The following is a 25904-nucleotide window of genomic DNA, read 5'->3' as shown; positions in this document are numbered from 1 at the left end:
CATGCCGCCCCGAGAAGGCCGCGCGCACCCGCGCGGGCTCAGATACGCCAATCCGCTCGTTCAATCCGGCCGCGCCCCGCGACGCGACGGATTGAACATCGGCCGTTGAGGCCAGAGCGTCGATCGAATCAGGCTTCGTTCGCTGCGATCGATTCCATCAGCGAGACGAGCTGACGCTGCACCGTCTGGTCCTTGATCTTGCTGTAGGCGCGCAGCAGCCGGAGGCTGAAGGCGCTGTCGAGGAAGAGCAGGCTCTCCACTTCCCGCGCCTTGTTGTCGCCGTCATAGAAGAAGGTCACGGGCACGTCGAGGGCGGTGGCGATCTGCTGAAGCCGAGCCGCGCCGACGCGATTGACGCCCTTCTCGTATTTCTGGACCTGCTGGAAGCTGACGCCAAGCTTCTCGCCGAGCTCGGCCTGCGAGATCTTCATCTCGACGCGCCGCAGACGGATCCGCTTGCCAAGCTCAATGTCCGGCTTGCCGGCACTGCGCTGCTTCATTCTCTTCGCCGCTGTTTTCATACTTCTCACCGTTGTTCTTCGGTTGAAAATCCCCCGAAGAGCTGGGTCAGGGGTTCGCCCATATACGAGTCGTTGAATTCATGCGGATGCACGAACTCTTCCTTAAACCACGGGAAGCGGGCCGGATTGAAAGCCTCGATCAGCCAGTCAATCATGTGCCGCACGCGGGGAATCCGGCCGCTACCGGGATGGTAGGACAGCCAGATGTCCAGCGGTCGGTTCAGCTCGACCTCCAGTGGAATCAACTTCCCGCCAAGCGCAATGGCGTAGCTCGGAAATACGCCGATTCCGGCGCCATTCGCGACCGCCCAGTAATTGGCGCTCGAGACGTTGGTCTTCATGACCAGAAGGTCGCGCTCCGACACGCCCGGGAAGAAGCTCTCGAAAGATTCCTTCGCGGCGAGCTGGTCGGCGAATTGCAGCACCAGGCGGTGCTTGATCAATTCGGCTGCCGAGCGCGGCGCGCCATGTTTTGCGATGTATTTCTCCGAGGCCCAGAACATCAGATGCATACGGCCGAGCCGCACCAGCTTGACGTCGAGCGCCGAGGGACGCGACAGATGGATGGCGACATCGGCCTCGTGGCGGGAGACGTCGGCCGAACGCATCGCGCAATGCAGGTCGACCAGGATCTTCGGATAGGCTTGCTGGAATTCAACCAGCCGCGGTGCGAGCCAGAACGTCCCTAGTCCCTCGGTGACGGCGACGCGGACTTCGCCGGACAGGGCGTTGGCCGTCGAATCGCTGGTCCGCAGCACGTCGAAGGCCGCCGCCTCCATGCGCTCGACGGCGGAGACCACCGTCGCGCCTTCGTCGGTCAGATGGGTGCCGTGGACGTCGCGGGTGAACAGGGTGGTGCCGGTCTGACGCTCGAAATCATCGATCCGGCGACGGACGGCGTTGATCGACAGCGACAGGCGTTCGGCCGCCGAGCGGAAACTTCCACATCGGACGACTTCCAGGAATATGCGGGCCGCGTCCCAATCGGAGAGGCCGCTGATATTTGTGTTTGGGCGTTCTTCCAGCGGAACGCCCCTTTCCGCCAAGGAGTGCATACAATTCCCTTCGGTTTGCTAAACTGGCAGAATCTGGCGCAAACTACAACCACGGCGGGTTGCGGGGTGATGAGTTTTGAACGTCATCCTTACTGCGACGCGAGCGGTATTTGAGTGCTGCCGGGGTTGGGAATCGGGCAGACTGTTGCTCGTTTGAGGGGTCATCGCGTGAGTTCCGTTGCGAGCCTTGAGATGGCTGCGGGATTGTCGGAGCTGTCCGCAGTGGTCGTTCATGCGCGCGAGCCGTTGCCATCATCCCGGATGGATCAATCGCTGCACACCAGACGTTTGGTCCCGGATCGCTCCGGCGGTTGCCGCTGGCGTCGTGGCACGATGTTGGCGGGAACCGCCGTTTCACCGCAGAAGCACACTGAAATCGTGTTCAGAGGCTCAGAGGCCTCATGTTATCGTTGTCGCTCCACGGGGGCCGAAGGGGTCGTCACAACCACGTCTCGCAGGCCGATTTAACGGAAAGAACGCCGGTGTCGCATTCAGACGAACAGTTGCAGTCGGTGCTGGAAACGCTCGAGGAGTGCCGCAGGGTTCTCAATGCGAGCAACAGCCGCGAGTCGGCCGAGCTGCTGTCCATTGTCATTCTCGACGTCAGGATGAAGCTCAAAGGCATTGACGATGCCGATCTCAAGGCATTGTGCGACGAAATGCTGCGGAGCGCTGCGAGCGAACCGCATTCCCCTTCCAAGCAGACGCAGGTCCAGCCCCGGCGTCCGCTGCTCCGCGTGGTGAAGTAGCCGCGCCGCCGAGTCTCGCTTTTCGGCGAGATTTGAGCGCATCCCGATGCCGCACCTGTGATCAGAGACGGCATCGGGAGGAGCCCTGGATTCGCGCGCCTCTGTTGCGCATTCTCAGCCATCGGTTACACCAGAGCCGGTTCGGCCCTGGTCCGCGCGCGTTCCCCGCGCCTGGTGCCGGGCCTGAAATGGCTCCGACTGCATCATGCAAAATGTCTCGATTCCGGCGGCGCTGATTGCCGGCCTCGTCAGCTTCCTCTCGCCGTGCGTCCTGCCTTTGGTCCCGCCCTATCTGATCTATCTTACGGGCGCCACGATCGAGCATGTCGAAAGCGACCAGCCGGCCGCGGCGTCCAAGCGCGCGATCATGATGTCGGCGCTCTTGTTCGTGCTTGGCTTCTCGACCGTGTTCGTGGCGCTCGGTGCCAGCGCCTCGCTGATCGGAGGTCTGATCCGCGCCTGGTCGGCCGAGCTGTCGATTCTCGCAGGCATCGTCATCATCATCATGGGCCTGCACTTCCTGGGACTGACGCGGATCGGCCTGTTGATGCGCGAGGGCCGGCTGCCGATCCCCAAGCCCGTCGGGCTCTGGGGCGCCTACATCATGGGGCTCGCCTTCGCGTTCGGCTGGACGCCCTGCATCGGCCCGATCCTCGCCGCGATCCTGTCGATTGCCGCGGCCGAAGCGACGGTCACCAAGGGGGCGGGCCTGCTCGCCGTCTATTCCGCGGGCCTCGGCATTCCCTTCCTGATCGCCGCCCTGATGATCGAGCAGTTCTCCGCGCTGTTCACGCGGATGAAGGGCCAGCTCGTCAACGTCGAGCGCGCCATGGGCGTATTGATGGTGATCACCGGCATCGGTTTCCTCACCGGCGCGGTTTCGAACGTGAGCATCTGGCTGCTGGAGACGTTCCCGGCGTTGCAGACGATCGGGTAGATTGGCTGTTTTTCGGTGCAGATCAGGCAACCGCCCGACTCATCGCCGATGCCTCTTCATTTCGTTCACCGCATCTCGTCCAGCGCGCACGTCACCGTGCAGACGACGCCGCGCGGCAGGAAGTCGACAGTTGCCTCGCCGCCGAGTTGGTCGCGCGCGCTGCGCTCGATCAGGCGCGAGCCGAAGCCGCGTTGCACTGGGGCCGTCACCGGCGGTCCGCCGATCTCGGTCCAGATCAGCCGCAGCCGCGGCTTCGGCGCATCGCCGATGACCTCCCAGTCCAGGGTCACCCGGCCGGTCTCGTTGGACAGCGCGCCGTACTTCGCCGCGTTGGTGGCGATCTCGTGCACGATCATCGACAGCACCACGGCGGGCCGCGGCGACAACGGCACAGCCGGGCCGGCCATCCGGATGCGGTCGGGCTTGCCGGGCAGGAACGGCTGAATTGCGCGGGCAATAACGCCTCTCAGCTCCGAGCCCGCCCACTTCTCCTGGCTCAAGAGATTGTGCGCTTCGGCCAGCGCGCCGAGCCGTCCCTCGAACTTGGTCCGCTCGTCCCGGCTGGCGCTGCGGAAGGTCTGCACCGCGATCGCCTGCATCAGGGCCAGCGTGTTCTTGACTCGGTGGTTGAGCTCCTCAATCAGCAGATTGTGCAGCATCTCACCGCGCGCGATCGTGGTCGCCATCCTGACCGCGAAGGTCAGCCGGTCAGCAGCAGGATGCCGCCGATCAGGCTGGTGATGGCGATGTTGCGCCAGAGCGGCGCGATCAACGAGCTCTCGGCGACGCCAGCCACGACCGTCCAACCGGTCAGGTGCGACCTGGTAAAGGCTGAGGACAGCGCGACCCCGTCGAGCGAAACGGTCGAAAGGGCTGCCTCCGACGCCCGAGACATCGCATCGTACAGCGCGCCGGAAGCCTGCTTGCCGACCGTCTCGGCAGGGTTCGGTGCGCGCGCGAATACGACGCCCTTGGTGTCGAGCAGGGCCACTGTCCAAAGCCGGTCAGGGCGCTGCTTCTCCACCAGCTCCTGAAAGATGCTGATCGGCGGGCTGAAGCAGAGATCGTAGATCACCTCGCCGTCGCGCAATACCGGGACCTCGACGGTGAGCACCTGCCGCCCATTGATCGCGCCGGTGAACAGGTCGGAATATTGCGGCGACCTGGTCGCGAATACCTTTTCGATGATCTCCAGATTGCCGCGCGGCGGCAGGCGCTCGATGTCTTCCGTCGTCGAGGAGAACAACAGCCGGCCCTTGCGGTCGGAGATCAACACGAGACCGCCCTTGCCATACTGGTCGAGGAAGCCGAGCGCGATGCGGCGGAAATTCTGGAAGTCGTCGTTGCGCAGCGAATTCGTCAGCGCCAGGACCTGCAGGCCGCCGGTCATCCGCTGCACTTCGGAGTCCAGCACAAGGCGCATGCTGCGCACGTTCTCCAGCACGCGGCTGGTCGCGTCAGTTCGATCCTGCTTGTAATTGTAGACGGCAATGCCGACCGCGAAGATGATCAGCGGCAACATCGTTCCCGCGACCAGGAGAGCGAGCCGGACTGGCAGGGTAAGCTTTGACAAACGCGGGCGTCCCGATTCCAGCGCAGCGGCGCCAGATTATGGGTTTGGCAAAGACCATAAGGGCAGCCCTTTTCCGGCGCCACGATTTTCGCATCCGCGAGCAGTCCGGGAGATTTTGCGATGCAGCCGGAGGGGGGCAGGTCATCGCGATCGCGGTCAATAGCAGACGCGTGGCGTAGACAGCCGTCACACTGAGCCCGGCGATCCGGGGCCTCTCGATGCGATTTCATGCTCTAAGTGGGCGGCCGCCGCTGGCGGCAGCCGCCGGAGGTCACGTCGTGATCAATCGATTTCCTGAACGACCGTGCGTGAGCCCGGATCCACCAGCATCACGCGATCGCCGGAATAGACGTAGCGGTACTTCGTCAGCGACGGGCCCCAATCCGCCGGAACGGCCTCAAGCTCGACGTCGGCTGGCACCGTCGCGCCGACCACGATCTTCTCCTTCGTCGTCACCGGACGGACGCGGTGCTCGGTGATGTAGGATTTGATCTTGGTTCGGTATTGCGGCTCGATCTGAACTGTCGCCGCATGACCCGTTCCGGTGGTGGTCACCACAGTGGATTGCGCGAAAGCGCCGGTCGATATCAGGACCGCCGCAGCGGACAGCAGGAACAGCTTTTTCATCTTGTTCTCCTCAAAGGAATTAAGTGTGCCACCAACAACCTGGGGTGAGCGAGGTTCCCAGCCGAGGGAACAAATTGCCGCTTTTTCCCGTTTGTAAATCGACCGGGCCACACTGCCCGGGAAGTTGGAGGAGGAAAACATGAAGCTGAAGATTGCGACCGCAGCACTGATGGTTGCTGCTTTCTCCCTGCCAGCGTTCGCGGCCGACGAGTTCTACGTCGTCCAGGACGTCAAGACCAAGAAGTGCACTGTCGTCGATAAGAAGCCGACAGACGCCTCCATGACCGTCGTCAGCCCTTCAGGAACGGTCTACAAGACGCGCACCGAGGCTGAGAGCAGCATGAAGACCGTCAAGGTCTGCACATCCAATTAGGGAGAGTGTTGATGCCCGTATTTATTCTCTGGGCCGTGCCGGCGATCATTGTGATCGGCGGCGGCATCTATCTGATTGGCCACATGCACTAGGCCTGTCGCGGGAGGCGGGCGGACCTCTGCGTGCAGCGCACAAGCCCGCAAGCCTTCCGTCTTTACGAGAGCCGGAAGTGGCGCATGCGGCCTTGCGCCAGCAGGAACGAGTTGCAGTGCAACAGATCGCGCAGGCGTAGCTCTGTGACGAAGAGGAGCGACAACGTCCGCGAAATGACTTCCGTCCCGCCGTAGTTTTTCATACGCTCCCCGAACGCCGGCCGTAAGCCGGCCGCGCTCACGCCCCGGCCACAGGGGCGGAGCATCAAAGGGAGGGGAGACGATGAAGCGAAGGTCATTTCTCGCTGGTATCGGCGCGACCGCTGCGATCGGCATGCCTTCGATCCTCAGGGCGCAAGCACCGATCACGCTGAACGGCGCGGTCCAGTTCAACGACGATCATGCCTTCAACCGGGCGCTGATCCGGTTCGAGGAGCTGGTGAAGAAGTACTACGGCAAGCCGGTCAATTTCACGCTGCACAAGAACTCCTCGCTCGGCCTCGAGAAGCAATATTTCGAGTATATGTCGCAGGGCAAGGCGGTCGACTACGGCATCGTCTCGCCGGCCCATATGTCGACCTTCGCCAAGGCGGCCCCATTCATCGATGCCCCCTTCGTGTTCAAGGGCATCGAGCACATGAACAAGGTCGTCGAGGCCAATATCCTGACGCCGATCGCCGACGAGGTCGCGGCGAAGGCCGAGGTCGTTCTGATCGGTTATGCCGGTGGTGGCATCCGCAACATCTTCGCCAACAAGCCGCTCAAGAATCTCGCCGATCTTAGGGGTCTCAAGGTTCGCGTGCAGGGCGCGCCGATCTGGTCGAAGACATTTGCGGCGGTCGGCATGAGCCCGACGGTGATCGCCTATAACGAGATCTACAACGCGATTCAGAATGGTGTGATATCGGCCGGCGAAAACGAGGCGGCCGGCGTCGAAGCGATGAAGTTCTATGAAGTGGCCCCGCATCTCAGCCTGACGCAGCACGCGGTGTCGATCCGGCCGATCTGCTTCTCGGTGAAGACGCTGAAGACCTTGCCGAAGGATCTGCAGGACGCGATCATGAAGGCCGGCAAGGAGGCAGGCGACTACGGCCGTCAGCTCGAATCGAGCGAAGAGGTCGTCAAGCTCGACACGCTCGAGAAGGCCGGCAAGCTCAAGCGCGTTCCCTTCGAGGAGCGCGACGCCATGAAGAAGCTCGCCGATCCCGTGATGGCCACCTACGCCAAGGAAATTGGTGCCGAAGCCATTTTCGAGAAGATCAACGTCGTCTGAGGTCGCTTTGTCCGCCGACAATAGTCCGGGCAGGCCCCGCTTCTTGCCCGGAAGGCGGATGAACTGCGGCAGGGAGCCCCAATGTCTGAAATGCCCGTCCCGTCCACACCGTCGCTGTGGCGTCGCGTCACGGCGGCCTATGGGAAGCTGCTCGAATTCCTGCTGGCCGCCAGCGTCGGTATTTTGGTTCTTCCGGTCACGCTGCAAATCATCTCGCGCTACACGCCCTTCATTCCCTCCTACATCTGGACGGAGGAGATGGCGCGGTTTCTCTTCATCTGGACCATCATGATCGGGGCCATCGTCGGTGTGCGGGAAGCGCAGCATTTTGAGGTCGACGTGTGGCCCAATCTGTCGCGGCGATCGGAGGCTGCGGTGCGGATCCTCGCCCGTCTCGGCGTGCTGGCATTGGCGTTGGTGTTTTTATTGGCCGGCATGGAGTTTACCCGCTTCGCCTGGAACAGAACTTCGGAACTTGCCGATCTGCCGCTTTGGTTGATTCACATTGCCTGGCCCGTGACCGGCGCGACGTGGATCGTCTTTGCAGGCGAACAGATCATTGATGAAATGCGCGTTCTGGTTGGGGCAGGGCGATGAGCGGCAATGTACTCTCTGCCGGACAGGCCGCGATGGTGCTGTTCGGGGTCTTCATCAGCCTGCTCATCGTGCGCGTGCCGGTCGCTTTCGCACTCGGTCTTGCCTGCGTGCCGATCCTGCTGATCGAGCCGCACCTGTCACTGATGACGCTCGCGCAGGAGACCTTCAACGCGTATAATTCATTCATCCTGCTCGCGGTCCCGTTTTTCCTGCTGACGGCGAATCTGATGAGCATCGGCGGCATCACCGACCGCCTGGTGGCGCTGTCGCGCTCGTTGGTCGGGCACTGGCCGGGATCCCTGGCGCAGATCAACGTCGTGCTGTCGGTGTTCTTTGCAGGAATTTCCGGCTCCTCGACCGCCGACGCGGCGAGCCAATCAAAAATCTTCATCGATGCACAGACCAAGGAGGGCTACGATCTCTCCTTTTCCATCGCCATCACCGCGGTTTCTGCGGTGCTGGCTGTCATCATCCCGCCATCGATCCTCATGATCGTCTGGGGCGGGCTGATCTCGACCTCGATCGCGGCGATGTATCTAGCCGGCATCGTGCCGGGCCTGCTGATCGCGGGCGCGCAGATGGCGACGGTGCACGTCTATGCCGTGCGCCGCGGCTACCCGACCTATCCGAAGGCGACCTGGGTCGAGATGCGATGCGCCATTTGGCGGTCGATACCAGCGCTGATGACTCCGTTCATCATCGTCGGCGGCATTCTGCTCGGGTGGTTCACTGCAACCGAGTCCGCCTGCGTCGCGGTGCTCTATTCCGTCGCCCTCTCGGCGTTCTTCTATCGCGAGACAGGCCCGCGCCAATTGTACAAGGCCCTGCTCGATACCGGACGCCTTTCCGGCGTGGCGCTGTTTTGCGTCGGCACCGCGAGCGCGTTCGGCTGGCTGCTTGCCTATTACAGGATCCCGCAAGAGCTGCTGGCCAACGTCTCGACATGGGGCATGGGCAGCGTCGCGGCCGGCTTCTTCATCGCCTTCTGCTTCCTGGTGGTGGGCTGCTTCCTCGACGCCATCCCGGCGATCATCATCGTCGGCACGGTGCTGGAGCCGCTAGCCAAATCCGTCGACCTCCATCCGGTCCAGTTCGCGATCATCTCCATCGTCTCGCTGGCCTTCGGACTGGTGACGCCGCCCTATGGTCTATGTCTGATGATCGCCTGTTCGATCGCGGGCGTGCGGCTGCGTTATGCTCTGAAGGACACGGTGATCATGCTGATTCCGATGCTGCTCGTGCTGGCGGCGCTCATCGTTTGGCCGAGCGTGTCGCTGTTCTTGCCGCGTCTGATCGTGCCGGAGATGCTCAAATGAGGCGCTGATGGCGCGATCCCGCGGCGACGGCCGCGGGATCCATTCCATCGCTTACAGATTGCTCTCGGTGATCGCGGCGTAGACCATGCTGCGCAGCTCGCGACGGATCGGATAGGCGCTCGAGGGCAATACCTGCGTCATGAAGATCGTGATCAGCTCTTCGGCGGGGTCGATCCAGAACGAGGTCGTGGCCGCGCCGCCCCAATTGTATTCGCCGGGGCTGCCGGCGATCAGCGTGTCGGCCGGGCGCATGGTCACGGCAAAGCCAAGACCGAAGCCGATACCGTTATAGGCAGCTTCCGAAAACAGCGAGCGTGACACCTCGGGCAGGAAGCGTCCGCCCGGAATGTGGTTGCTCGTCATCAGCGCCAGCGTCTTCGGCCCGATTAGCCTGACGCCACCGAGCTCGCCACCGTTGAGCAGCGCGCGGCAGAAGGTGAGATAATCGGCGACCGTCGAGCACAGCCCGCCGCCGCCGGAGATGAAGGAGGGCGGCGACAGGAAGGAGCTGGTTGCCGGATCATCCTGGAGCGTCAGGCCCTCGCGCCGCTGGCCCGCATGGAACGTCATTCCGCCGCCTGGATCGGCGGAATAGCAGGCCGCGAACCGATGCGCCTTCGAGGCTGGCACGTGGAAATCGGTGTCGGTCATGCCGAGTGGATCGAGGATGCGCGCTTTCAGGAACTGCTCGAACGGCATGCCTGAAATCTTGCCGACGAGATAGCCGAGCACGTCGGTCGCGACCGAGTAGTTCCAGGCCTCGCCCGGCGAGAACTCCAGCGGGATCTTTGCAAGGGCCTCGATCATGGTCTGGAGCGTGCCGGACTTCTCGACCTCGCCGATCTTCTCGGCGCGATAGGCGGCATCGACATTGGAGCGCTGCTGGAAGCCGTAGGTGAGGCCGGAAGTATGGCGCAGGAGGTCGACGATCAGCATCGGCCGGGACGGCGGCCGGGTCAGGAAGGCCGGGTAGGTGCCGGCGACGAACACGCCGAGATCCTTCCATTCCGGAATGTACTTGGCGACGGGCTCGTCGATCGCGACGAGACCTTGCTCGACCAGCATCATGAAGGCGATGCTGGTGAGCGGCTTCGTCATGGAATAGATGCGGTAGATGGTGTCGTCCTTGACCGGCACTTTGCGCTCGAGGTCGGCAAGGCCCTGAACCGAGCTGTGCGCGACCTTGCCGCGGCGGTAGACGAGGAGATGCGCACCCGGGAACCGGCCCGCGTCGATGTACCGGTTCTTCAGATGCGCATCGACGCGGTCGAGTGCGGTCTTGGACATGCCTACGGATTCGGGCGAGGCGGGTGTGGGCGCGAGCATCAGTTCCTCCGGGCAGTTTTTGTTGCTCCGTGATAGCCGAAATGGCGGACTCATTCCAAGCCGGTCGCGCTTAACGCCGGCCGGCCGGTTGGTGTAGGCTCCAATCTGGAACGCCGCCAAGCAGCCCCAAGAGATCCCAACGGGCCAACGAGAAAACGCAGGCAAACGCACCATGACCCAGTTCAACGAGACCGAGCTCACCGAAGCCGTCATCCGGAGCTTTGACCGGACACCCAACCCGCGCGCGAAATTCCTGCTCCAGGAATTGGTGAAGTCGCTGCACGACTACGTGAGCAAGACCGGTCTCACCTTCGAGGAGTGGGAATACGCCATCGATTTCCTGACCCGCACCGGCCAGAAATGCACCGACACCCGCCAGGAGTTCATCCTGCTGTCAGACGTGCTCGGCGTCTCCATGCTGGTCGACGCGGTCAATCACCGCGACCGCGAGGGCGCAACCCAGACCACGGTGCTCGGCCCGTTCTACGTCGGCGAGCACAAGGTGACCGCGCACGGCACCGACATCTCGCCGAACAATCAGACCGGCGAACGGATGTTCGTGCAGAGCCGCGTCACCGATCTCAAGGGCAAGCCGCTCGCGAATGTCCCCGTCGACGTCTGGCATGCCGACGATGACGGCTTCTATGATTCACAGAAGCCGAACTATAACGAGGTCGGCGCCTCAGCGCGGGCGCGCTTCATCACCGATGACGACGGCCGGTTCTTCTTCCGCACCATCCTGCCGTGCAGCTACCCGATCCCGACCGACGGTCCGGTCGGAGAGATGATCATGCAGACCAACCGCCATCCGATGCGCCCGGCGCATGTCCATTTCCTGGTCAATGCAAAGGGCTATGAGCCGCTGATCACCCACGTCTTCATGGATGGCGACAAATACCTGGATTCCGACGTGGTGTTCGGTGTGAAGGACGATCTGGTGGCCAAGGTCGAGCCGCGCAACGACCTTGAGATGCCCGACGGCACCAAGGCGAACGGGCAGTGGCACCTGATGAGCTATGAATTCCGCCTCAAGCCGGGCGGCGGTATGGCGCCGAAGCCGCTGGGGACGAAGGCGGAGGAGCCGGCCTGACGGTCAGGCGCGAGCAGCGCGCGCCGCCTCTCTCAGCGCCCAATGAAGGCCGCCAGCTCGTCAGGCGTGCCCATCGGAAAGGCTTCTTTCATGAAGTCGAGGAAGGCGGATACGCGCGCGCTCAAGAGCCGCCGCGATGGATAGAGCGTCCACAACGCGATCTCGGGTCCGTCGATGTCGCCCCAATGCACCAGCGTGCCGGCAGCCAGGTCGTGACTGACCAGTGACACGGGAAGGCGCGCGGCGCCGACGCCCGCCCGGACTGCATCGCGGACCATGACGAGCGATGACAGGCGCAGGACCGGATCAACCGTGATGCGCGATCTTCCGCCTGGCACCGTCACTTCCCAGGTTGTTAGCTGGTCGCCCGCTCCGCGCATGACAGCCGGCACAGCGATACCGTCCCTCGGCCGCTTCAAATCCGGGCTCGCCACGACCACCAGCCGGTCGCGCAGAAAGATCCGTCCCACAAGGCTCTCGTCCGGAGCCGGATTGACCCGAATGACGAGGTCATACCCTTCCTCCACCATGTCCACGGAGCGATCTTCCGTTGTGACCTCAAGACGGACCTCCGGATATCTGAGCGCGAACCCGGCCGCGAGATTCCCCATTGCAGTTTGCGAGAACAGCAAAGGCGCGCTGATCCGCAGGCGGCCCCGCGGCCTGTCCCCACCCGAAGCGATTGCCGCGGCCGTCTCGTCGAGCTCGGTAAGCAATGCTCCCGTCCGCTCGTAAAGGGCGCGTCCTTCCTGGGTGAGTTTCAGGTCGCGCGCGCCGCGCTCGAACAGGCGCAGGTCGAGCGCGGCCTCCAGCTCGGCGACCCGCCGGGACAAGGTGGCTTTCGGGCGCCCGGCGGCCCGTGCGGCGCGTCCGAACCCGCCGTGTCGGGCGACGAGGTTGAAGTCGGCGAGTGCGAGCAGGTCCATCGTTCCACCAGTGAGACGATCCGTCTACATATATCGTCTATCGGTTCAAATGTGGACCACTAATTCCCGGGTGTCTTCTTCACCAAAACCCGGAGTGATCCCATGACCATCCTCGTTACCGGCGCAACCGGCACCATTGGCCGCCACGTCGTCGAACAACTCGTCAAGCGCGGCGCCGATGTCCGTGCTCTCGCCCGCGATCCTGCAAAGGCAAACCTCCCGGCAGGCGTCACTGTCGTGCAGGGCGACCTGCTCGATGTCGACGCGCTCCGCGGCGCGTTTAGCGGAGTCTCGACCCTGTTCCTGCTCAACGCAGTGGTGCCGGATGAATTCACGCAGGCGCTGATTGCGCTCAACGTCGCCCGCGAGGCCGGCATCGAGCGGGTCGTCTACCTCTCGGTGATCCACAGCGACCGCTACGTGAACGTGCCGCACTTTGCCGGCAAGTTCGGCGTCGAGCGGATGATCGAGCAGATGGGCTTCAACGCCGCCATCCTGCGCCCCGCTTACTTCATGAACAACGACGTCACGATCAAGGACGTGGTGACCGGATACGGCATCTATCCGATGCCCATCGGGAGCAAGGGGCTGGCCATGATCGACGCACGCGACATCGGCGAGATCGCGGCCGTCGAACTCATCCGTCGTGAGCGAGCCGCAACATCGCTGCCGCTCGCCCGCATCAACCTCGTCGGCCCCGAAACGCTAACCGGCGCGAAAGCCGCCGCGGTCTGGTCGGAGGTGCTGGGTCGCACCATCGCCTATCCCGGCGACGATACCGCCGGCTTCGAGAAGAATCTCAGGCAGTTCATGCCGAACTGGATGGCCTTCGACATGCGGCTGATGAGCGAGCGTTTCCTCATCGAGGGAATGGTGCCCGAAGCCGGCGACGTCGAGCGTCTGACCGCGCTGCTGGGCCGTCCCCTGCGCTCCTACCGCGACTTCGTCTCCGAGATCGCGGCCTCCGCCTGACGATACGGCACGCCCCAATCCTCACAAGGAATTCGATCATGATCGCTTCAACGGGCACCGTTCCGGTGAATCCGGACGGCGCAGCGAAGATACTGGTACTTGGCGCCACCGGCCGGCTGATCGTCAGCCAGGCGGTCGGGCCCTGACGGATCTTTCGGACTTCCATGGCGGCAGCATTGCGCGCGAAGACGTTGCGAAATTCGTGCTGGATCAGGTGCGCGCGGATGCATGGCTGCATCAGTCTCCGCTGATCACGTGGTGAGCCCTGCGAGGCCACGCCCCTGATCAGCGCGCGTGCAATATCGCCAGCAGCACGACGACCGCGCAGGCGAGCGCCGCCGTGGTCAATTTCCAGAACATCAGCGGACTGCGCTCCAAAAGCGGCGTGATGCGCGTGTCGAGATAGACCGGATTGGGCGTGCGAAGCTCGTAGATGAATTCGGACAGATCGTCGTGCCGCTTGTAGGGATCAGGATGTAGCGCGCGCCTGAGCGCGCCGTCGACCCAGGCCGGCACATTGCGGTCGTCGTCGGCTGGGCGATACTGAAGTCGCCGCACGTCCGCCTTGCGCCGAATTCGGGCGACCTGGGTGCCATAGGGCAGCTTTCCCGTCAGCATCTGGTAGCAGATCACAGCCAACGAAAACATGTCGGAGCGCGGCGAGCCGCCTTCGCCGAGAAAGTACTCCGGCGCCGTATACTGGACCGTTCCCAGGATGTCGTCGGCCTCGTCTCGCGGCGCCGCTTCCGCGACGCCCGCCACCCTGACCGATCCGAAGTCGATGATCTTGGCGGTGCCGGTCTTGTCGATCAGGATGTTGTCCGGCCTGAGGTCCTGATGCAGCATCTCCATGCGGTGGAAGGCGCGTAAGCCCGCGGCGACCTGCTCGATGAGGGCGCGGACGGTTTCGAGATCGGGGCGTGGATTGTCGGTCATCCACTGCTTCAAGGTCTGGCCTTCGACGAATTCGGTCGCGATGTAGAGATAGCTGCGCCGTCTCGAGTGTGACCGCGGCTTCAGCACGTGCGGGCTGTCGATCCGGCGCGCGATCCATTCCTCCATCAGGAAGCGCTTGAGATAGGCGGCGTTATCGCGCAGGTCGACCGACGGCAGCTTGAGCGCGACCGGTTCCTCGGTCTCGGTGTCGACGGCAAGGTAGATATGACTGCGGCTGCTGCCGTGGATCTCGCGCACGATCCGGTAGCCGTCGAAGATCGCGCGCGGTTCCGGCAGCGGAGGCAGCGGCAATTGGGACGTCTGATTGAAGATGCCGGCCGGCTCGCGCTGCGGCACTGCATCGATGCGCAGGATCTGGACCGTGATGTTGTCGTCGCTGCCGCGCCGGTAGGCTTCCTCGACGATGGCCTTGGCCGCCGCGTCGAGCTCGCCTGCGTGCTCGTTCAGCGCGCTCGTGACGAAGCGCGCGTCGACGAATTCGTAGGCGCCGTCGGTCGCCAGCAGAAAGGTGTCGCCCGCCTCGATCTCGAAGGCCTGATAGTCGATCTCGAGCTGCGGATTGATGCCGAGTGCGCGGCCGAGATAAGTCTGCTCCGACGACACGATGATCCGGTGATCGTCGGTCAGTTGCTCGAGCGCCTTACCGGCGACGCGGTAGACGCGGCAGTCGCCGACATGGAAGATATGCGCGGTGGTCGCCTTGATGACCATGGCGGTGAGGGTGCAGACATAGCCCTTGTCGCGATCATAGGCGTATTGGCTCTTGCGCGTCTGCGCGTGCAGCCAGGAATTGGTCGCATCCAGCACGCGGCGGGCGGACGTCTTCACGGTCCAGGATTCCGACGTGCAGTAATAGTCCATCAGGAAGCTCTTGACCGCCGACTCGCTGGCGATCTGGCTCACCGTGCTGCTCGAAATGCCGTCGGCGAGGACGGCGGCGATGCCCTTCAGGCTAAGCAGCGGCTCCTCTGGAATGAGGACGCCATGAAAATCTTGGTTGACGGGCTTGCGACCCTTGTCGGAGTGCTGGCCGACCGAAATCAGGAGTCCGGGGGTCATGGTCGTCACCAGGAAAGAAGAACCTCACCCTGCGCGGGCGAGGCTCCTCTGTCGAGACGTATTCGATTAGGCCGCAACGCGGGGCTTCGTAGCCTTGCCAAGCTCGCGCTTCGGCAGGGTCATAACGTGCGTGGCGTAGAGGGTCATGCCGGTGAAGGCGAGGCCGCCGACGAGGTTGCCGAGCACCGTCGGGATCTCGTTCCAGATCAGATAGTCCATGATCGAGAATTTCGCATGCAGCATAAGGCCCGACGGGAACAGAAACATGTTCACGACGGAATGCTCGAACACCATGTAGAAGAACACCAGGATCGGCATCCACATCGCGATGACCTTGCCGGGGACCGAGGTCGAAATCATGGCGCCGACCACGCCGGTCGAGACCATCCAGTTGCAGAGCATGCCGCGCAGGAACAGCGTTGCCATGCCGGCCGCGCCGTGCGCCGCATATCCCAGGGTTCGGCCTTCACCGATGTTGCCGATGGCTGCGCCCACCTTGTCGGGCGCCTGGGTAAAGCCGAATGTCGTCACGAAGGCCATCATGAAGGCGACGGTGAAAGCGCCGGCGAAATTGCCGATGAACACCAGGCCCCAGTTGCGCAGCACGCCGCCGAGGGTGACGCCCGGGCGCTTGTCGATCAGCGCGAGCGGCGAGAGCACGAACACGCCGGTCAGGAGGTCGAAGCCCAGTAGATAGAGCATGACGAAGCCGACGGGGAACAGAAGCGCGCCGACCAGCGGCTGGCCGGTGTTGACGTTGATCGTGACGGCGAACCAGGCTGCCAACGCCAGGATCGCGCCGGCCATGTAGGCGCGGATGATGGTATCCCGGGTGGACATGAAGATCTTGGACTCGCCCGCATCCACCATCTTGGTGACGAATTCCGAAGGCGCGAGATACGACATCAATGGTTCCTTTTGCTTCGTAAGTGAGATCGACACACCCTCATTGAGAGTGCGCTGAACGTCTTGGCGCCGTGCGGGCTGGCCTGCCGCGCACGAGGGCTATGGAGTTGGAAGCCTTGGGAATCGCGTCACGACGAGCGAGAGGACCGCGAAGCAGTTGAGCTTCCGGAATGCAGCCGTCAGAGGCTGCAACCATGCGGCAAGCCGCAGTCTTCGTTGACGCCCAAGGAGATGCAAGTTGCGTGCCGCTCGTGCGCGGAAGAAAACTGAAGCGATATCAGCAGGATGTGTCTCTGCTCAAGCGGCCCCCGAAGCGCCTGTCGGCCTCCTGCTTGGTCTTCTGCACAAGGTTTGTGCGTCGCACAAAGATTGAGCAGATCGCAAGTTTCACATGCGAAGCGCTGATGCGGCAGCCTGCCGCAATTCCAGTAACATGTTGATTGTTCTTACGTATTGTGGCCGTCGGGCTTGGCACGAAGCTTGAATAGTTCGGTGCCGACGCCATTGAAGCCGTCCCGCGAGACTTCTCATCCGACTTGCCGACGCCACCAGACGGGGGTTTCCCCGGTCGTGCGTTCGCATGCGCCAAAGACGGCGCCGCCGGACGGACGGGCTGATCGTGTGCACTGAAGCCATCAATTCTGCAACGACGCAAAGGACGACACTGCCTATGACCAAGCGCACCCGCCGGCCCTCGGATAACGGGCTTAGCCGCCGCCAATTGATGAAGGCGACCGGCGCTACCGCCGCACTTCTCGCCGCCGCAAAACTGAATTTCCCCGCTGGCGCCTTCGCGCAGGAGGCAGGCCCCGAGGTCAAGGGCGCCAAGCTCGGCTTCATCGCGCTCAGCGATGCCGGCCCGCTGTTCGTGGCCAAGGACAAGGGCCTGTTCGCAAAATACGGCATGCCCGACACCGACGTGCAGAAGCAGGCCTCCTGGGGCACCACGCGCGACAACCTCGTGCTCGGCTCCGAAGGCAATGGCATCGACGGCGCACATATCCTCACCCCGATGCCGTATCTGATCTCGGCCGGCAAGGTGACGCAGAACAACCAGCCGACGCCGATGTACATCCTGGCCCGGCTCAATCTCGACAGCCAGTGCATCTCCGTTGCGAACGAATATGCTGACCTCAAGCTCGGCGTCGATGCGACGCCCTTCAAGGCTGCGCTGGACAAGAAGAAGGCGTCCGGCAAGGCGGTGAAGGCGGCAATGACCTTTCCCGGTGGTACGCATGATCTCTGGATCCGCTACTGGCTCGCCGCCGGCGGCATCGACCCCGATAAGGACATCGAGACCATCGTCGTGCCGCCGCCGCAGATGGTGGCCAACATGAAGGTCGGCACCATGGACTGCTTCTGCGTCGGCGAGCCCTGGAATCTGCAGCTGATCCATCAGAATATCGGCTACACCGCGCTGACGACCGGCGAGCTCTGGAATAAGCATCCGGAGAAATCCTTCGGCATGCGCGCCGCCTTCGTCGACAAGTACCCAAAGGCCGCCAAGGCGCTATTGATGGCGGTGATGGAAGCCCAGCAATGGGCCGACAAGGCCGAGAACAAGGCCGAGCTTGCCGCCATCATGGGCAAGCGGCAGTGGATGAACTGCCCGGTCGAGGACGTGCTCGATCGTACCGCAGGCAAGTTCGACTACGGCATCCCCGGCAAGGTGGTGGAGAAGTCTCCGCACATCATGAAGTATTGGCGCGACTTCGCCTCGTACCCCTTCCAGAGCCACGATCTGTGGTTCCTCACCGAGGACATCCGCTGGGGCAAGTACGAGGCGAATTTCGACACCAAGGCGCTCATCGCCAAGGTCAATCGCGAGGACATGTGGCGCGATGCGGCCAAGACGCTCGGTGTCGCGGCCTCCGAGATCCCGGCCTCCACCTCGCGCGGTAAGGAGACCTTCTTCGACGGCAAGGTGTTCGATCCGGAAAATCCGGCTGCTTATCTGAAGTCGCTCGCGATCAAGCGTGTCGAAGTCTGATCGGGGGCCAGCGGCCGCCTTTGCGCGGCCGCATCGTCTTTTGAAGCCGGAGAGATTGCAATGAATATGTCCGCCGCCAAGATCGAGATTGAAACGGCGACGCCTGCGGCCAGCGCCGCGCCGGTCGTCGCGATGACGCCAAAGCGTCCCCCGCGCACTGAAGCTTACGCACGCATGGCACGGGAGACGGCCGCGCGCGTGATCCCGCCGCTGGTCGTGATCGCGCTGCTGACGCTGGTCTGGGAGCTGGTCTGCCGCCGCGCCGGCTCGGCGCTGCCGCCGCCATCAAAAGTGTTCAAGGACACCAAGGAGCTGATCCTCGATCCGTTCTTCGACCATGGCGGTATCGACAAGGGCCTGTTCTGGCATCTCTCCGCCAGTCTCCAGCGCGTCGCCTTCGGCTATTCGCTCTCGGCGATTGCCGGCATCGCGTTGGGCGTGCTGGTCGGACAGTCGGTCTGGGCGATGCGCGGGCTCGATCCGCTGTTCCAGGTGCTGCGCACCATCCCGCCGCTCGCCTGGCTGCCGCTCTCGCTCGCCGCCTTTCGCGATGGCCAACCCTCGGCGATCTTCGTCATCTTCATCACCTCGATCTGGCCGATCATCATCAACACCGCGGTCGGCATCCGCAACATCCCGCAGGACTACCGCAACGTCGCGGCCGTGGTGCAGCTCAATCCGCTCGAGTTCTTCTCCAAGATCATGATTCCGGCGGCCGCGCCCTACATTTTCACCGGCCTGCGCATCGGCATCGGCCTGTCGTGGCTCGCCATCGTCGCCGCCGAAATGCTGATCGGCGGCGTCGGCATCGGTTTCTTCATCTGGGACGCCTGGAACTCCTCGCACATCAGCGAGATCATCCTGGCGCTGTTTTATGTGGGCATCGTCGGCTTCGTGCTGGACCGCCTGATCGCGGGCCTCGGCAAGTTCGTCACCCGCGGCACCGCGCAGAATTGAGAGGAGGGCACATGACCGCCTATTTGAAGCTCGACCACATCGACAAGGTCTTCACTCGCGGCGCGGCCACCACGGAGGTGCTCAAGGAAATCAACCTGACGATCGAGAAGGGCGAATATGTCTCGATCATCGGCCATTCCGGCTGCGGCAAGTCGACCCTGCTCAACATCATCGCAGGCCTGACCGGCGCGACCACCGGCGGCGTGCTGCTGGAGAACCGCGAGGTCAACTCGCCGGGGCCCGATCGCGCCGTCGTGTTCCAGAACCACAGCCTGCTGCCGTGGCTGACCGTCTATGAGAACGTCAGGCTCGGCGTCGACAAGGTCTTTTCCAGGACCAAATCCCGCGCCGAACGCGACGCCTGGGTGATGCACAATCTCAACCTGGTGCAGATGGCCCACGCCAGGGACAAGCGTCCTTCCGAAATCTCCGGCGGCATGAAGCAGCGCGTCGGCATTGCGCGGGCGCTGGCGATGGAGCCGAAGGTGCTGCTGCTCGACGAGCCCTTCGGCGCGCTCGACGCGCTGACCCGAGCGCATCTCCAGGACTCCGTGATGGCGCTGCATCAGAAGCTCGGCAACACCATCCTGATGATCACCCACGATGTCGACGAGGCGGTGCTGTTGTCCGACCGCATCGTCATGATGACAAACGGGCCGAGCGCGCGCATCGGCGAGGTGCTGGAGGTGCCGCTGACGCGGCCGCGCAAGCGGCTCGAGCTTGCGACCAGCGCCACCTACTTGAAGTGCCGGCAGCGCGTGCTCGAATTCCTCTACGAGCGTCATCGCTTCGTCGAGGCCGCCTAACCGAAGCGTTAACGGGCGATATGCGCGCGCCTAATTAATCGACATGCCGCTCAATCCTTGTGCGTCGCACAAGGATTGAGCGAATCGCAAATTTAGCGTGCGGAAAGGCCCTGCAAAAAATTCGGGCAATACGAATAACGTGCTGAAATCCCTATATTTCCAGCGTGCGCGCAACTGGCACGGAAATTGAAATGTAATTGCGCGACGCCAACGACGACGTCCCTCAACATCATCAATCAGCATCGTGAACTCGCCACCGGGGTGACGCCTCGGAGCGTGCCTCCGTGGCCGGAGGCTGAGCCTGCAACGACGCAGCGGTGAGCCTAGAAGGGATACTCAATGACGAAGAATCCAACCTGGATTTCAGACTGGCGCCCCGAAGATGAGGCGTTCTGGAATACGACTGGCAAGACCATCGCGCGACGCAACCTGATCTGGTCGATCGTGGCCGAGCATATCGGCTTCTCGGTCTGGCTGATCTGGAGCATCGTCGCCACCAAGCTGCCGCAGGCGGGCTTCCACTACACCACCGACCAGCTGTTCCAGCTCGTCGCCGTGCCGGGCCTGATCGGCGCCCTGATGCGCTTCCCCTACACATTTGCCGTGACGACCTTCGGCGGCCGCAACTGGACCGTCTTCAGTGCAGCGATCCTGTTCATTCCGACGCTGTCGCTTGCCTATTTCGTGAGCCAACCCGACACGCCGTTCTGGCTGATGCTGCTGGTTGCCTCGGCCGCGGGCCTCGGGGGAGGCAATTTCGCCTCCAGCATGACCAACATCTCCTTCTTCTTTCCCGACCGGATGAAGGGATGGGCGCTCGGCCTCAACGCCGCCGGCGGCAATATCGGCGTCTCCAGCGTGCAGCTCTTGACCCCGATCCTGATGACGCTCGCGGTTATCAACCTGTTCCAGGCCACGCCCGTCGATGGCGTCTTCCTCCAGAACGCCGGCTTGATGTGGGTGCTGCCGATCGCGATCGCGGTGTTCGGCGCCGTGTTCTTCATGAACAACCTGACCTCGGCGAAATCATCGGTGAAGAATCAGCTCGCGATCGTCAAGCGCAAGCACACCTGGATCATGGCCTATCTTTATATCGGTACATTCGGCTCCTTCATCGGCTACTCCGCCGCGTTCCCGCTGCTGATCAAGACGCAGTTTCCAGCCGTGACGATCTCGATCGCCTTCCTGGGGCCACTGGTCGGCTCGCTCTCGCGCCCGCTCGGCGGCTGGCTTGCCGACAAGATCGGCGGCTCAATCATCACCTTCTGGAACTTCATCATGATGGCGGGCGCCACGGTTGGCGTGCTCTACTTCGTGGGACAGAAGGATTTCATCGGCTTCCTGTCGATGTTCCTGATCCTGTTCGTGACGACGGGCATCGGCAACGGCTCGACCTATCGCATGATCCCCTCGATCTTTCGCGAGGAGAATCTGTTCAAAGTGCGCGGCAAGGGCGATACGGCGCGCGCACTCGCGCTGAAGACGGCGAGCATCGAGAGCGGCGCGGCGGTCGGCTTCATCGGTGCGATCGGCGCGGTCGGCGGCTACCTGATCCCGACCGGCTTCGGCAAGTCGATCGCCCTGACCGGCGGGCCGCAGCTCGCGCTTGCGATCTATCTCGCCTTCTACGCCTCCTGCCTCGCTCTGACCTGGTGGTTCTACCTGCGTCGCAGCCCGCAGGGTGAAGGCGCGTCGAGCCTTGCGGAAGCAAGAGTGTGACACTCGATACGAAGCTCGCTTCTCCCCGTACGCGGGGAGAAGCTCCACCGCAGGCTATGGAATAGGGAATTGCCATGAGTGAACCGCTCGTCATTGTCGGTAACGGTATGGCGGCTGCGCGACTGGTCGATGAGCTCGCCAAGACCGCGCTCGGCCGCTACGCGGTCGCCGTCATCGGCGAAGAGCCGCGGCTCGCTTACAACCGCGTGCTGCTCTCATCCGTGCTGGCTGGCGAGACCGGCTCGCACGAGATCGAGCTCCGGCCGGCCGACTGGTGGCGCCATCGCGGCGTCACGGTGCGCTACGGTTATCGGGTCACCGAGATTGATACCGGCCGCCGCGAGCTCAAGATCGCCGGCGAGGAGAGCATGGAATATTCCAAGCTGGTGCTCGCCACCGGCTCGACGCCGCTGCGGCTTAACGTGCCGGGCGCCGATTTAGCCGGAGTGCACACTTTCCGCGATACGCGTGACGTCGATCTGTTGCTGACGCTAGCTGCGGCGAAGAAGCGCGTCGTCGTGGTCGGCGGCGGCCTGCTCGGTCTCGAAGCGGCGTATGGCCTTGCCAAGGCCGGCGCGCCGGTGACGCTGCTGCATCTGATGGACCGGCTGATGGAGCGCCAGCTCGACGGGCCGGCCGCCGATCTGCTCAAGACGCTGGTCGAGCGCAAGGGCATCCGGATCCTGCTCAATGCCTCGACCGCCCGCATTCATGGAGAGGGCCGTGTCGAGGTCGTCGAGCTTGCCGATGGCAGCCGTATCGAGGCCGACGCCGTAATCTTCGCCGCCGGGATCAAGCCGAACGTCGCACTGGCCGAGGACGCCGGCATCGCGGTCAACCGCGGCATCGTCGTCAACGACGTGATGCAGACGGCTTCGCCCGACATCTTCGCGCTCGGCGAATGCGCCGAGCATCGCGGCATCTGCTATGGCCTGGTCGAGCCGGCTTACGAGCAGGCGCGGGTGCTGGCGCGGCATCTGGCCGGCCGTCCGGCCGCCTACCAGGGCAGCGTGGTCTCGACCAATCTGAAAGTCTCCGGTGTCGGCGTGTTCTCGGCCGGCGACTTCATGGGCGGGGAGGGCAGCGAGAACCTCGTGCTCACCGACCGCAGGCGCGGCACCTACAAGAAGCTCGTCATTGCCGATGGCCGGCTCGCCGGCGCCGTACTGATCGGCGATACCGTCGATGCGCTCTGGTATCTCGAACTGATCCGCAATCGCGACAAGGTGGCGGCGATCCGCACCGACATGATGTTCGGCCGCGCGCTGGCGCGTCCCTCCAAGGCGGCTTGACAAGGCAGCTTGATAAGGCAGTTCGATATGACGGCGATCGATCCCGCGCTCCGCACGACCAAGACGACCTGTCCCTATTGCGGCGTCGGCTGCGGCGTGTTGGCGACGCCCGACGGCAAGGGCGGCGCGGCGATCGCGGGCGACCCCGAGCATCCCGCCAATTTCGGCCGGCTGTGCTCTAAGGGCTCAGCGCTGGGCGAGACCGTCGGCCTCGAAAGCCGACTGCTCTATCCGATGATCCGCTGCAAGGGCGTGCTCGAGCGCGTCGCCTGGAGCGATGCGCTCGATCACGTCGCCCACCGCATGCAGCACATCGTGGCGCGCGACGGCGCCAACGCGGTGGCGTTCTATCTCTCCGGCCAATTGCTTACCGAGGACTATTACGTCGCCAACAAGCTGATGAAGGGCTTTGTGGGCACCGCCAATGTCGACACCAATTCGCGGCTGTGCATGTCGTCCTCGGTCGCCGGTCATCGCCGCGCCTTCGGCGCCGACACTGTGCCCGGCTGCTACGAGGATCTCGACCAGGCTGACCTGCTGGTGTTCGTCGGATCGAATGCGGCCTGGTGCCATCCCGTGCTGTTCCAGCGCATGCTGAAGAACCGGCAGGAGCATGGTGCGCGGATGATCGTGATCGATCCGCGCCGCACCGACACCGCTGATGACGTCGATCTGTTCCTCGGCCTCAAGCCCGGAACCGACACCGCGCTGTTTTCCGGCTTGTTTGTCCATCTCGCTGACAACAGCGCGCTGGATCAGAACTACATCGCGAACAACACCTCAGGCTTCGACGATGCGCTGGCTCGCGCGCGCAACATTGCTGGCAGCGTCACTGCGACGGCGCTGGCCACGGGCCTCTCCGAACAGGATGTTGCGGCCTTCTTTCAGATGTTCCGCGACACGCCGCGCGTCGTCACGCTCTATTCGCAAGGCGTCAACCAGTCGGCGCAGGGCACCGATAAGGTCAACGCGATCCTGAACTGCCATCTTGCGACGGGACGCATTGGCAAGCCGGGCGCCTCGCCGTTCTCGCTCACCGGCCAGCCCAACGCCATGGGCGGCCGCGAGGTCGGCGGCCTCGCCAATATGCTCGCCGCGCATATGGGCTTCACGCCGCCCGACATCGATCGTGTCAGGCGGTTCTGGAAGGCGCCGCGCATCGCCACGCATGAGGGATTGAAGGCGGTGCAATTGTTCGAGGCGATCGACCGCGGCGAGGTCAAGGCACTCTGGGTGATGGGCACCAACCCGGCAGTGTCGCTTCCCGACGCCGACTTCGTGCGCGAGGCGCTGAAGAAGCTCGAGCTGTTCGTGGTCTCCGAGAACGTGCTTTTCAACGACACCGTCGAAGCGGGCCCGCATGTGCTGCTGCCGGCACTCGCCTGGGGCGAGAAGTCGGGCACGGTGACCAACTCCGAACGCCGCATCTCGCGCCAGCGCTCGTTCCTGCCGGCGCCGGGCGAGGCACGCCCCGATTGGTGGATCCTGAGCGAGACCGCAAAACGTCTCGGCTTCGGCGACAGCTTCAACTACAAATCGGCCGCCGAGATTTTTCGCGAGCACGCGGCGCTCTCGGCCTTCGAGAACGACGGCAGCCGTGATTTCGACATCGGCGCGCTGACCTCGCTGTCGGACGAAGCTTTCGATGCACTCAAGCCGGTGCAGTGGCCGGCGCGCCAAGGCGAGGCGCCCGGCGCGCGCTTCTTCGCGAATGGCGGCTTCTTCACCAATGACGGCAAGGGCCGCTTCGTCGCGCCGGAAGTGCCGGCGTTGCGCAGCGAGACCGGCGCCTCGCGTCCCCTGAGGCTCAACACCGGACGCATCCGCGACCAGTGGCACACCATGACGCGCACGGGCCTCAGCCAGCGGCTCGGCGCGCATCTGCCCGAGCCGTTTGTCGAGATCCACCCGGACGACGCCAGCAAATACGGCATCGTCGATGACGGCTATGCCCGCGTCAGCACTGATTACGGCCAGTGCATCCTGAAGGTCGCTGTCACAGAACGCCAGCAGCGCGGCACGCTGTTCGTTCCGATCCACTGGAGCGCGATGAATGCCTCGCATGGCCGCGTCGGGGCGTTGGTGCAGTCGTTCACGGATCCGTTCTCCGGACAGCCCGAGTCCAAGGCGACCCCAGTCGCGATCGCGCCTTACGAATACGTCTTTCGCGGCTTTGCGCTGTCGCGACAGCAGCTCGATCTGCCGCCGAACCTGTTGTGGACCCGCGTCACGGTCCCCGGCGGGTTCGGCTATCTGTTCGCCGACAATGCGGATCTATCGCGCTGGCCGGCCTGGCTCGACGGCGTCGCCGGCGAGGACGTTGCCGAATACCGCGATTTCGGCGGCGGCATCTATCGCGCAGCCTCGTTCGCGGGCGATCGCATCGAGGCCTGCCTGTTCGTCGGCCCCGGGCATGACGCCGGCGATTGGGAAGTGGTCAGAAATGTCTTTGCCTCCGATCACGTCACCGACGAGCAGCGCCGCATGCTGCTGGCAGGCAAGTCGACGGAGGGCGCGGCCTCGACCGGGCCGATCGTCTGCGCCTGCTTCGGCGTCGGCCGCGGCACGATCTGCGACACCATCGCCGCCGGGGCGCGCACCGCGGCCGAGATCGGCGCCAAGCTCAAGGCCGGCACCAATTGCGGCTCCTGCATCCCCGAGCTGAAGCGGTTGATTGCAACGACGGAAGTGCCGGCGAAGCAGGGTAAGCTTGCGGGGGCGGCGGGGTAGCAGCGCGCTACTTCCATCTCATCGCGCGCGGAACGGAACTGTCGCCATCGTCTTCTGTAAC

General features: G+C 63.6%; 22 protein-coding genes and 2 pseudogenes. 15 read left to right on the top strand and 9 right to left on the bottom strand.

Annotated features, from left to right (window positions below; genetic code table 11):
* Window positions 1-128: 128 nt before the first annotated feature.
* A complete protein-coding gene (locus IVA98_RS25900) occupies window positions 129-500 on the bottom strand; it encodes a helix-turn-helix domain-containing protein (protein WP_014497036.1) in 372 nt (123 codons plus the stop codon).
* A 26-nt stretch (window positions 501-526) separates the two neighbouring features.
* Window positions 527-1576, bottom strand: a complete 1050-nt coding sequence (locus IVA98_RS25895; protein ID WP_247303045.1) for a LysR family transcriptional regulator — start codon at window positions 1574-1576, stop codon at window positions 527-529.
* Window positions 1577-2058: 482 nt separating this feature from the next.
* On the opposite strand from IVA98_RS25895, the gene IVA98_RS25890 reads away from it, so the two are divergent.
* Together IVA98_RS25890 and IVA98_RS25885 are read left to right on the top strand one after the other, a co-directional pair.
* Window positions 2059-2325 (top strand): hypothetical protein, encoded by a 267-nt coding sequence (locus IVA98_RS25890; protein WP_524536414.1) that lies wholly within the window; start codon window positions 2059-2061, stop codon window positions 2323-2325.
* 205 nt (window positions 2326-2530) lie between these two features.
* Window positions 2531-3262 carry a cytochrome c biogenesis CcdA family protein gene (locus IVA98_RS25885; RefSeq protein ID WP_247303040.1) on the top strand — a complete coding sequence of 244 codons (732 nt, stop codon included), beginning with the start codon at window positions 2531-2533 and terminating at the stop codon, window positions 3260-3262.
* Between the two features lie 65 nt (window positions 3263-3327).
* Here the strand turns inward: IVA98_RS25885 and IVA98_RS25880 are convergent.
* Window positions 3328-4784 (bottom strand): annotated as a pseudogene (locus IVA98_RS25880) (sensor histidine kinase).
* A 333-nt stretch (window positions 4785-5117) separates the two neighbouring features.
* Window positions 5118-5462, bottom strand: coding sequence for a DUF1236 domain-containing protein (locus IVA98_RS25875; RefSeq protein ID WP_247303038.1), 345 nt, complete (start codon window positions 5460-5462; stop codon window positions 5118-5120).
* Window positions 5463-5601: 139 nt separating this feature from the next.
* Between IVA98_RS25875 and IVA98_RS25870 the strand changes: the two genes are divergently transcribed.
* Window positions 5602-5835: a hypothetical protein gene (locus IVA98_RS25870; RefSeq protein ID WP_247303037.1), complete on the top strand. Its 234-nt coding sequence runs from the start codon at window positions 5602-5604 to the stop codon at window positions 5833-5835.
* Window positions 5836-5989: 154 nt separating this feature from the next.
* Here the strand turns inward: IVA98_RS25870 and IVA98_RS25865 are convergent, their stop codons facing one another.
* Window positions 5990-6130: a hypothetical protein gene (locus IVA98_RS25865; RefSeq protein WP_247303035.1), complete on the bottom strand. Its 141-nt coding sequence runs from the start codon at window positions 6128-6130 to the stop codon at window positions 5990-5992.
* Between the two features lie 80 nt (window positions 6131-6210).
* Here IVA98_RS25865 and IVA98_RS25860 point away from each other — a divergent pair, with 80 nt between their 5' ends.
* From IVA98_RS25860 to IVA98_RS25850, 3 genes are all read left to right on the top strand, one after another.
* Window positions 6211-7200 carry a TRAP transporter substrate-binding protein gene (locus tag IVA98_RS25860; RefSeq protein WP_247303033.1) on the top strand — a complete coding sequence of 330 codons (990 nt, stop codon included), beginning with the start codon at window positions 6211-6213 and terminating at the stop codon, window positions 7198-7200.
* An 81-nt stretch (window positions 7201-7281) separates the two neighbouring features.
* Window positions 7282-7797: a TRAP transporter small permease gene (locus tag IVA98_RS25855; protein ID WP_247303032.1), complete on the top strand. Its 516-nt coding sequence runs from the start codon at window positions 7282-7284 to the stop codon at window positions 7795-7797.
* The gene (locus IVA98_RS25850) at window positions 7794-9113 is read left to right on the top strand and encodes a TRAP transporter large permease (protein ID WP_247303030.1); all 1320 of its coding nucleotides are present in this window, start codon (window positions 7794-7796) and stop codon (window positions 9111-9113) included. The genes IVA98_RS25855 and IVA98_RS25850 overlap by 4 nt, the downstream gene beginning before the upstream one ends.
* A gap of 51 nt (window positions 9114-9164) precedes the next feature.
* On the opposite strand, the gene IVA98_RS25845 is transcribed toward IVA98_RS25850, so the two are convergent.
* Window positions 9165-10439, bottom strand: a complete 1275-nt coding sequence (locus tag IVA98_RS25845; protein ID WP_247303028.1) for a serine hydrolase domain-containing protein — start codon at window positions 10437-10439, stop codon at window positions 9165-9167.
* A gap of 172 nt (window positions 10440-10611) precedes the next feature.
* Here IVA98_RS25845 and IVA98_RS25840 point away from each other — a divergent pair, with 172 nt between their 5' ends.
* Complete coding sequence (locus tag IVA98_RS25840; RefSeq protein ID WP_247303026.1) at window positions 10612-11529, top strand: intradiol ring-cleavage dioxygenase; 918 nt, start codon at window positions 10612-10614, stop codon at window positions 11527-11529.
* 32 nt (window positions 11530-11561) lie between these two features.
* Here IVA98_RS25840 and IVA98_RS25835 read toward each other — a convergent pair whose 3' ends face one another.
* Window positions 11562-12455 carry a LysR family transcriptional regulator gene (locus IVA98_RS25835; protein ID WP_247303024.1) on the bottom strand — a complete coding sequence of 298 codons (894 nt, stop codon included), beginning with the start codon at window positions 12453-12455 and terminating at the stop codon, window positions 11562-11564.
* Window positions 12456-12557: 102 nt separating this feature from the next.
* On the opposite strand from IVA98_RS25835, the gene IVA98_RS25830 reads away from it, so the two are divergent.
* Both IVA98_RS25830 and IVA98_RS25825 read left to right on the top strand, forming a co-directional pair.
* A complete protein-coding gene (locus tag IVA98_RS25830; protein WP_247303021.1) occupies window positions 12558-13427 on the top strand; it encodes an SDR family oxidoreductase in 870 nt (289 codons plus the stop codon).
* A gap of 136 nt (window positions 13428-13563) precedes the next feature.
* Window positions 13564-13689 (top strand): annotated as a pseudogene (locus IVA98_RS25825) (flavin reductase); the annotation flags it as partial.
* A gap of 23 nt (window positions 13690-13712) precedes the next feature.
* On the opposite strand, the gene IVA98_RS25820 reads toward IVA98_RS25825, so the two are convergent.
* Entirely contained in the window at window positions 13713-15443 is a 1731-nt protein-coding gene (locus tag IVA98_RS25820) for a bifunctional protein-serine/threonine kinase/phosphatase (RefSeq protein WP_247355741.1), read from the bottom strand.
* Window positions 15444-15509: 66 nt separating this feature from the next.
* Entirely contained in the window at window positions 15510-16349 is an 840-nt protein-coding gene (locus IVA98_RS25815; RefSeq protein ID WP_247303017.1) for a formate/nitrite transporter family protein, read from the bottom strand.
* 670 nt (window positions 16350-17019) lie between these two features.
* On the opposite strand from IVA98_RS25815, the gene IVA98_RS25810 reads away from it, so the two are divergent.
* The 6 genes from IVA98_RS25810 (at window position 17020) to IVA98_RS25785 (ending at window position 25843) form a co-directional block, all read left to right on the top strand.
* A complete protein-coding gene (locus IVA98_RS25810; RefSeq protein ID WP_247303015.1) occupies window positions 17020-18339 on the top strand; it encodes a CmpA/NrtA family ABC transporter substrate-binding protein in 1320 nt (439 codons plus the stop codon).
* A 60-nt stretch (window positions 18340-18399) separates the two neighbouring features.
* Window positions 18400-19296, top strand: coding sequence for a nitrate ABC transporter permease (ntrB, locus tag IVA98_RS25805; RefSeq protein ID WP_247303013.1), 897 nt, complete (start codon window positions 18400-18402; stop codon window positions 19294-19296).
* An 11-nt stretch (window positions 19297-19307) separates the two neighbouring features.
* Complete coding sequence (locus IVA98_RS25800; protein WP_247303011.1) at window positions 19308-20102, top strand: ABC transporter ATP-binding protein; 795 nt, start codon at window positions 19308-19310, stop codon at window positions 20100-20102.
* A gap of 339 nt (window positions 20103-20441) precedes the next feature.
* Window positions 20442-21821, top strand: a complete 1380-nt coding sequence (locus IVA98_RS25795) for an MFS transporter (protein ID WP_247303009.1) — start codon at window positions 20442-20444, stop codon at window positions 21819-21821.
* Window positions 21822-21895: 74 nt separating this feature from the next.
* On the top strand, window positions 21896-23113 hold the full coding sequence (locus tag IVA98_RS25790) for an NAD(P)/FAD-dependent oxidoreductase (RefSeq protein ID WP_247303007.1): 1218 nt from the start codon (window positions 21896-21898) through the stop codon (window positions 23111-23113).
* Window positions 23114-23140: 27 nt separating this feature from the next.
* Entirely contained in the window at window positions 23141-25843 is a 2703-nt protein-coding gene (locus IVA98_RS25785; protein WP_247355740.1) for a nitrate reductase, read from the top strand.
* Window positions 25844-25904 lie beyond the last annotated feature (61 nt).

The sequence above is a fragment of the Bradyrhizobium sp. 160 genome (assembly GCF_023073735.1).
GTDB lineage: Bacteria > Pseudomonadota > Alphaproteobacteria > Rhizobiales > Xanthobacteraceae > Bradyrhizobium.
Note: the sequence above shows the minus strand (reverse complement) of the source record. Positions and strands in the feature narration are given on the sequence as shown.

What these genes read in the sequence shown, in the direction of transcription:
- IVA98_RS25830 (WP_247303021.1), top strand. Translation starts at nt 12,558, where the DNA reads ATGACCATCCTCGTTACCGGCGCAACCGGCACCATTGGCCGCCACGTC.
- IVA98_RS25855 (WP_247303032.1), top strand. Translation starts at nt 7,282, where the DNA reads ATGTCTGAAATGCCCGTCCCGTCCACACCGTCGCTGTGGCGTCGCGTC.
- IVA98_RS25810 (WP_247303015.1), top strand. Translation starts at nt 17,020, where the DNA reads ATGACCAAGCGCACCCGCCGGCCCTCGGATAACGGGCTTAGCCGCCGC.
- IVA98_RS25850 (WP_247303030.1), top strand. Translation starts at nt 7,794, where the DNA reads ATGAGCGGCAATGTACTCTCTGCCGGACAGGCCGCGATGGTGCTGTTC.
- IVA98_RS25860 (WP_247303033.1), top strand. Translation starts at nt 6,211, where the DNA reads ATGAAGCGAAGGTCATTTCTCGCTGGTATCGGCGCGACCGCTGCGATC.
- IVA98_RS25895 (WP_247303045.1), bottom strand. Translation starts at nt 1,576, where the DNA reads ATGCACTCCTTGGCGGAAAGGGGCGTTCCGCTGGAAGAACGCCCAAAC.
- IVA98_RS25785 (WP_247355740.1), top strand. Translation starts at nt 23,141, where the DNA reads ATGACGGCGATCGATCCCGCGCTCCGCACGACCAAGACGACCTGTCCC.
- IVA98_RS25820 (WP_247355741.1), bottom strand. Translation starts at nt 15,443, where the DNA reads ATGACCCCCGGACTCCTGATTTCGGTCGGCCAGCACTCCGACAAGGGT.
- IVA98_RS25800 (WP_247303011.1), top strand. Translation starts at nt 19,308, where the DNA reads ATGACCGCCTATTTGAAGCTCGACCACATCGACAAGGTCTTCACTCGC.
- IVA98_RS25900 (WP_014497036.1), bottom strand. Translation starts at nt 500, where the DNA reads ATGAAGCAGCGCAGTGCCGGCAAGCCGGACATTGAGCTTGGCAAGCGG.
- IVA98_RS25815 (WP_247303017.1), bottom strand. Translation starts at nt 16,349, where the DNA reads ATGTCGTATCTCGCGCCTTCGGAATTCGTCACCAAGATGGTGGATGCG.
- ntrB (WP_247303013.1), top strand. Translation starts at nt 18,400, where the DNA reads ATGAATATGTCCGCCGCCAAGATCGAGATTGAAACGGCGACGCCTGCG.
- IVA98_RS25865 (WP_247303035.1), bottom strand. Translation starts at nt 6,130, where the DNA reads ATGAAAAACTACGGCGGGACGGAAGTCATTTCGCGGACGTTGTCGCTC.
- IVA98_RS25840 (WP_247303026.1), top strand. Translation starts at nt 10,612, where the DNA reads ATGACCCAGTTCAACGAGACCGAGCTCACCGAAGCCGTCATCCGGAGC.
- IVA98_RS25875 (WP_247303038.1), bottom strand. Translation starts at nt 5,462, where the DNA reads ATGAAAAAGCTGTTCCTGCTGTCCGCTGCGGCGGTCCTGATATCGACC.
- IVA98_RS25870 (WP_247303037.1), top strand. Translation starts at nt 5,602, where the DNA reads ATGAAGCTGAAGATTGCGACCGCAGCACTGATGGTTGCTGCTTTCTCC.
- IVA98_RS25835 (WP_247303024.1), bottom strand. Translation starts at nt 12,455, where the DNA reads ATGGACCTGCTCGCACTCGCCGACTTCAACCTCGTCGCCCGACACGGC.
- IVA98_RS25885 (WP_247303040.1), top strand. Translation starts at nt 2,531, where the DNA reads ATGCAAAATGTCTCGATTCCGGCGGCGCTGATTGCCGGCCTCGTCAGC.
- IVA98_RS25845 (WP_247303028.1), bottom strand. Translation starts at nt 10,439, where the DNA reads ATGCTCGCGCCCACACCCGCCTCGCCCGAATCCGTAGGCATGTCCAAG.
- IVA98_RS25795 (WP_247303009.1), top strand. Translation starts at nt 20,442, where the DNA reads ATGACGAAGAATCCAACCTGGATTTCAGACTGGCGCCCCGAAGATGAG.
- IVA98_RS25790 (WP_247303007.1), top strand. Translation starts at nt 21,896, where the DNA reads ATGAGTGAACCGCTCGTCATTGTCGGTAACGGTATGGCGGCTGCGCGA.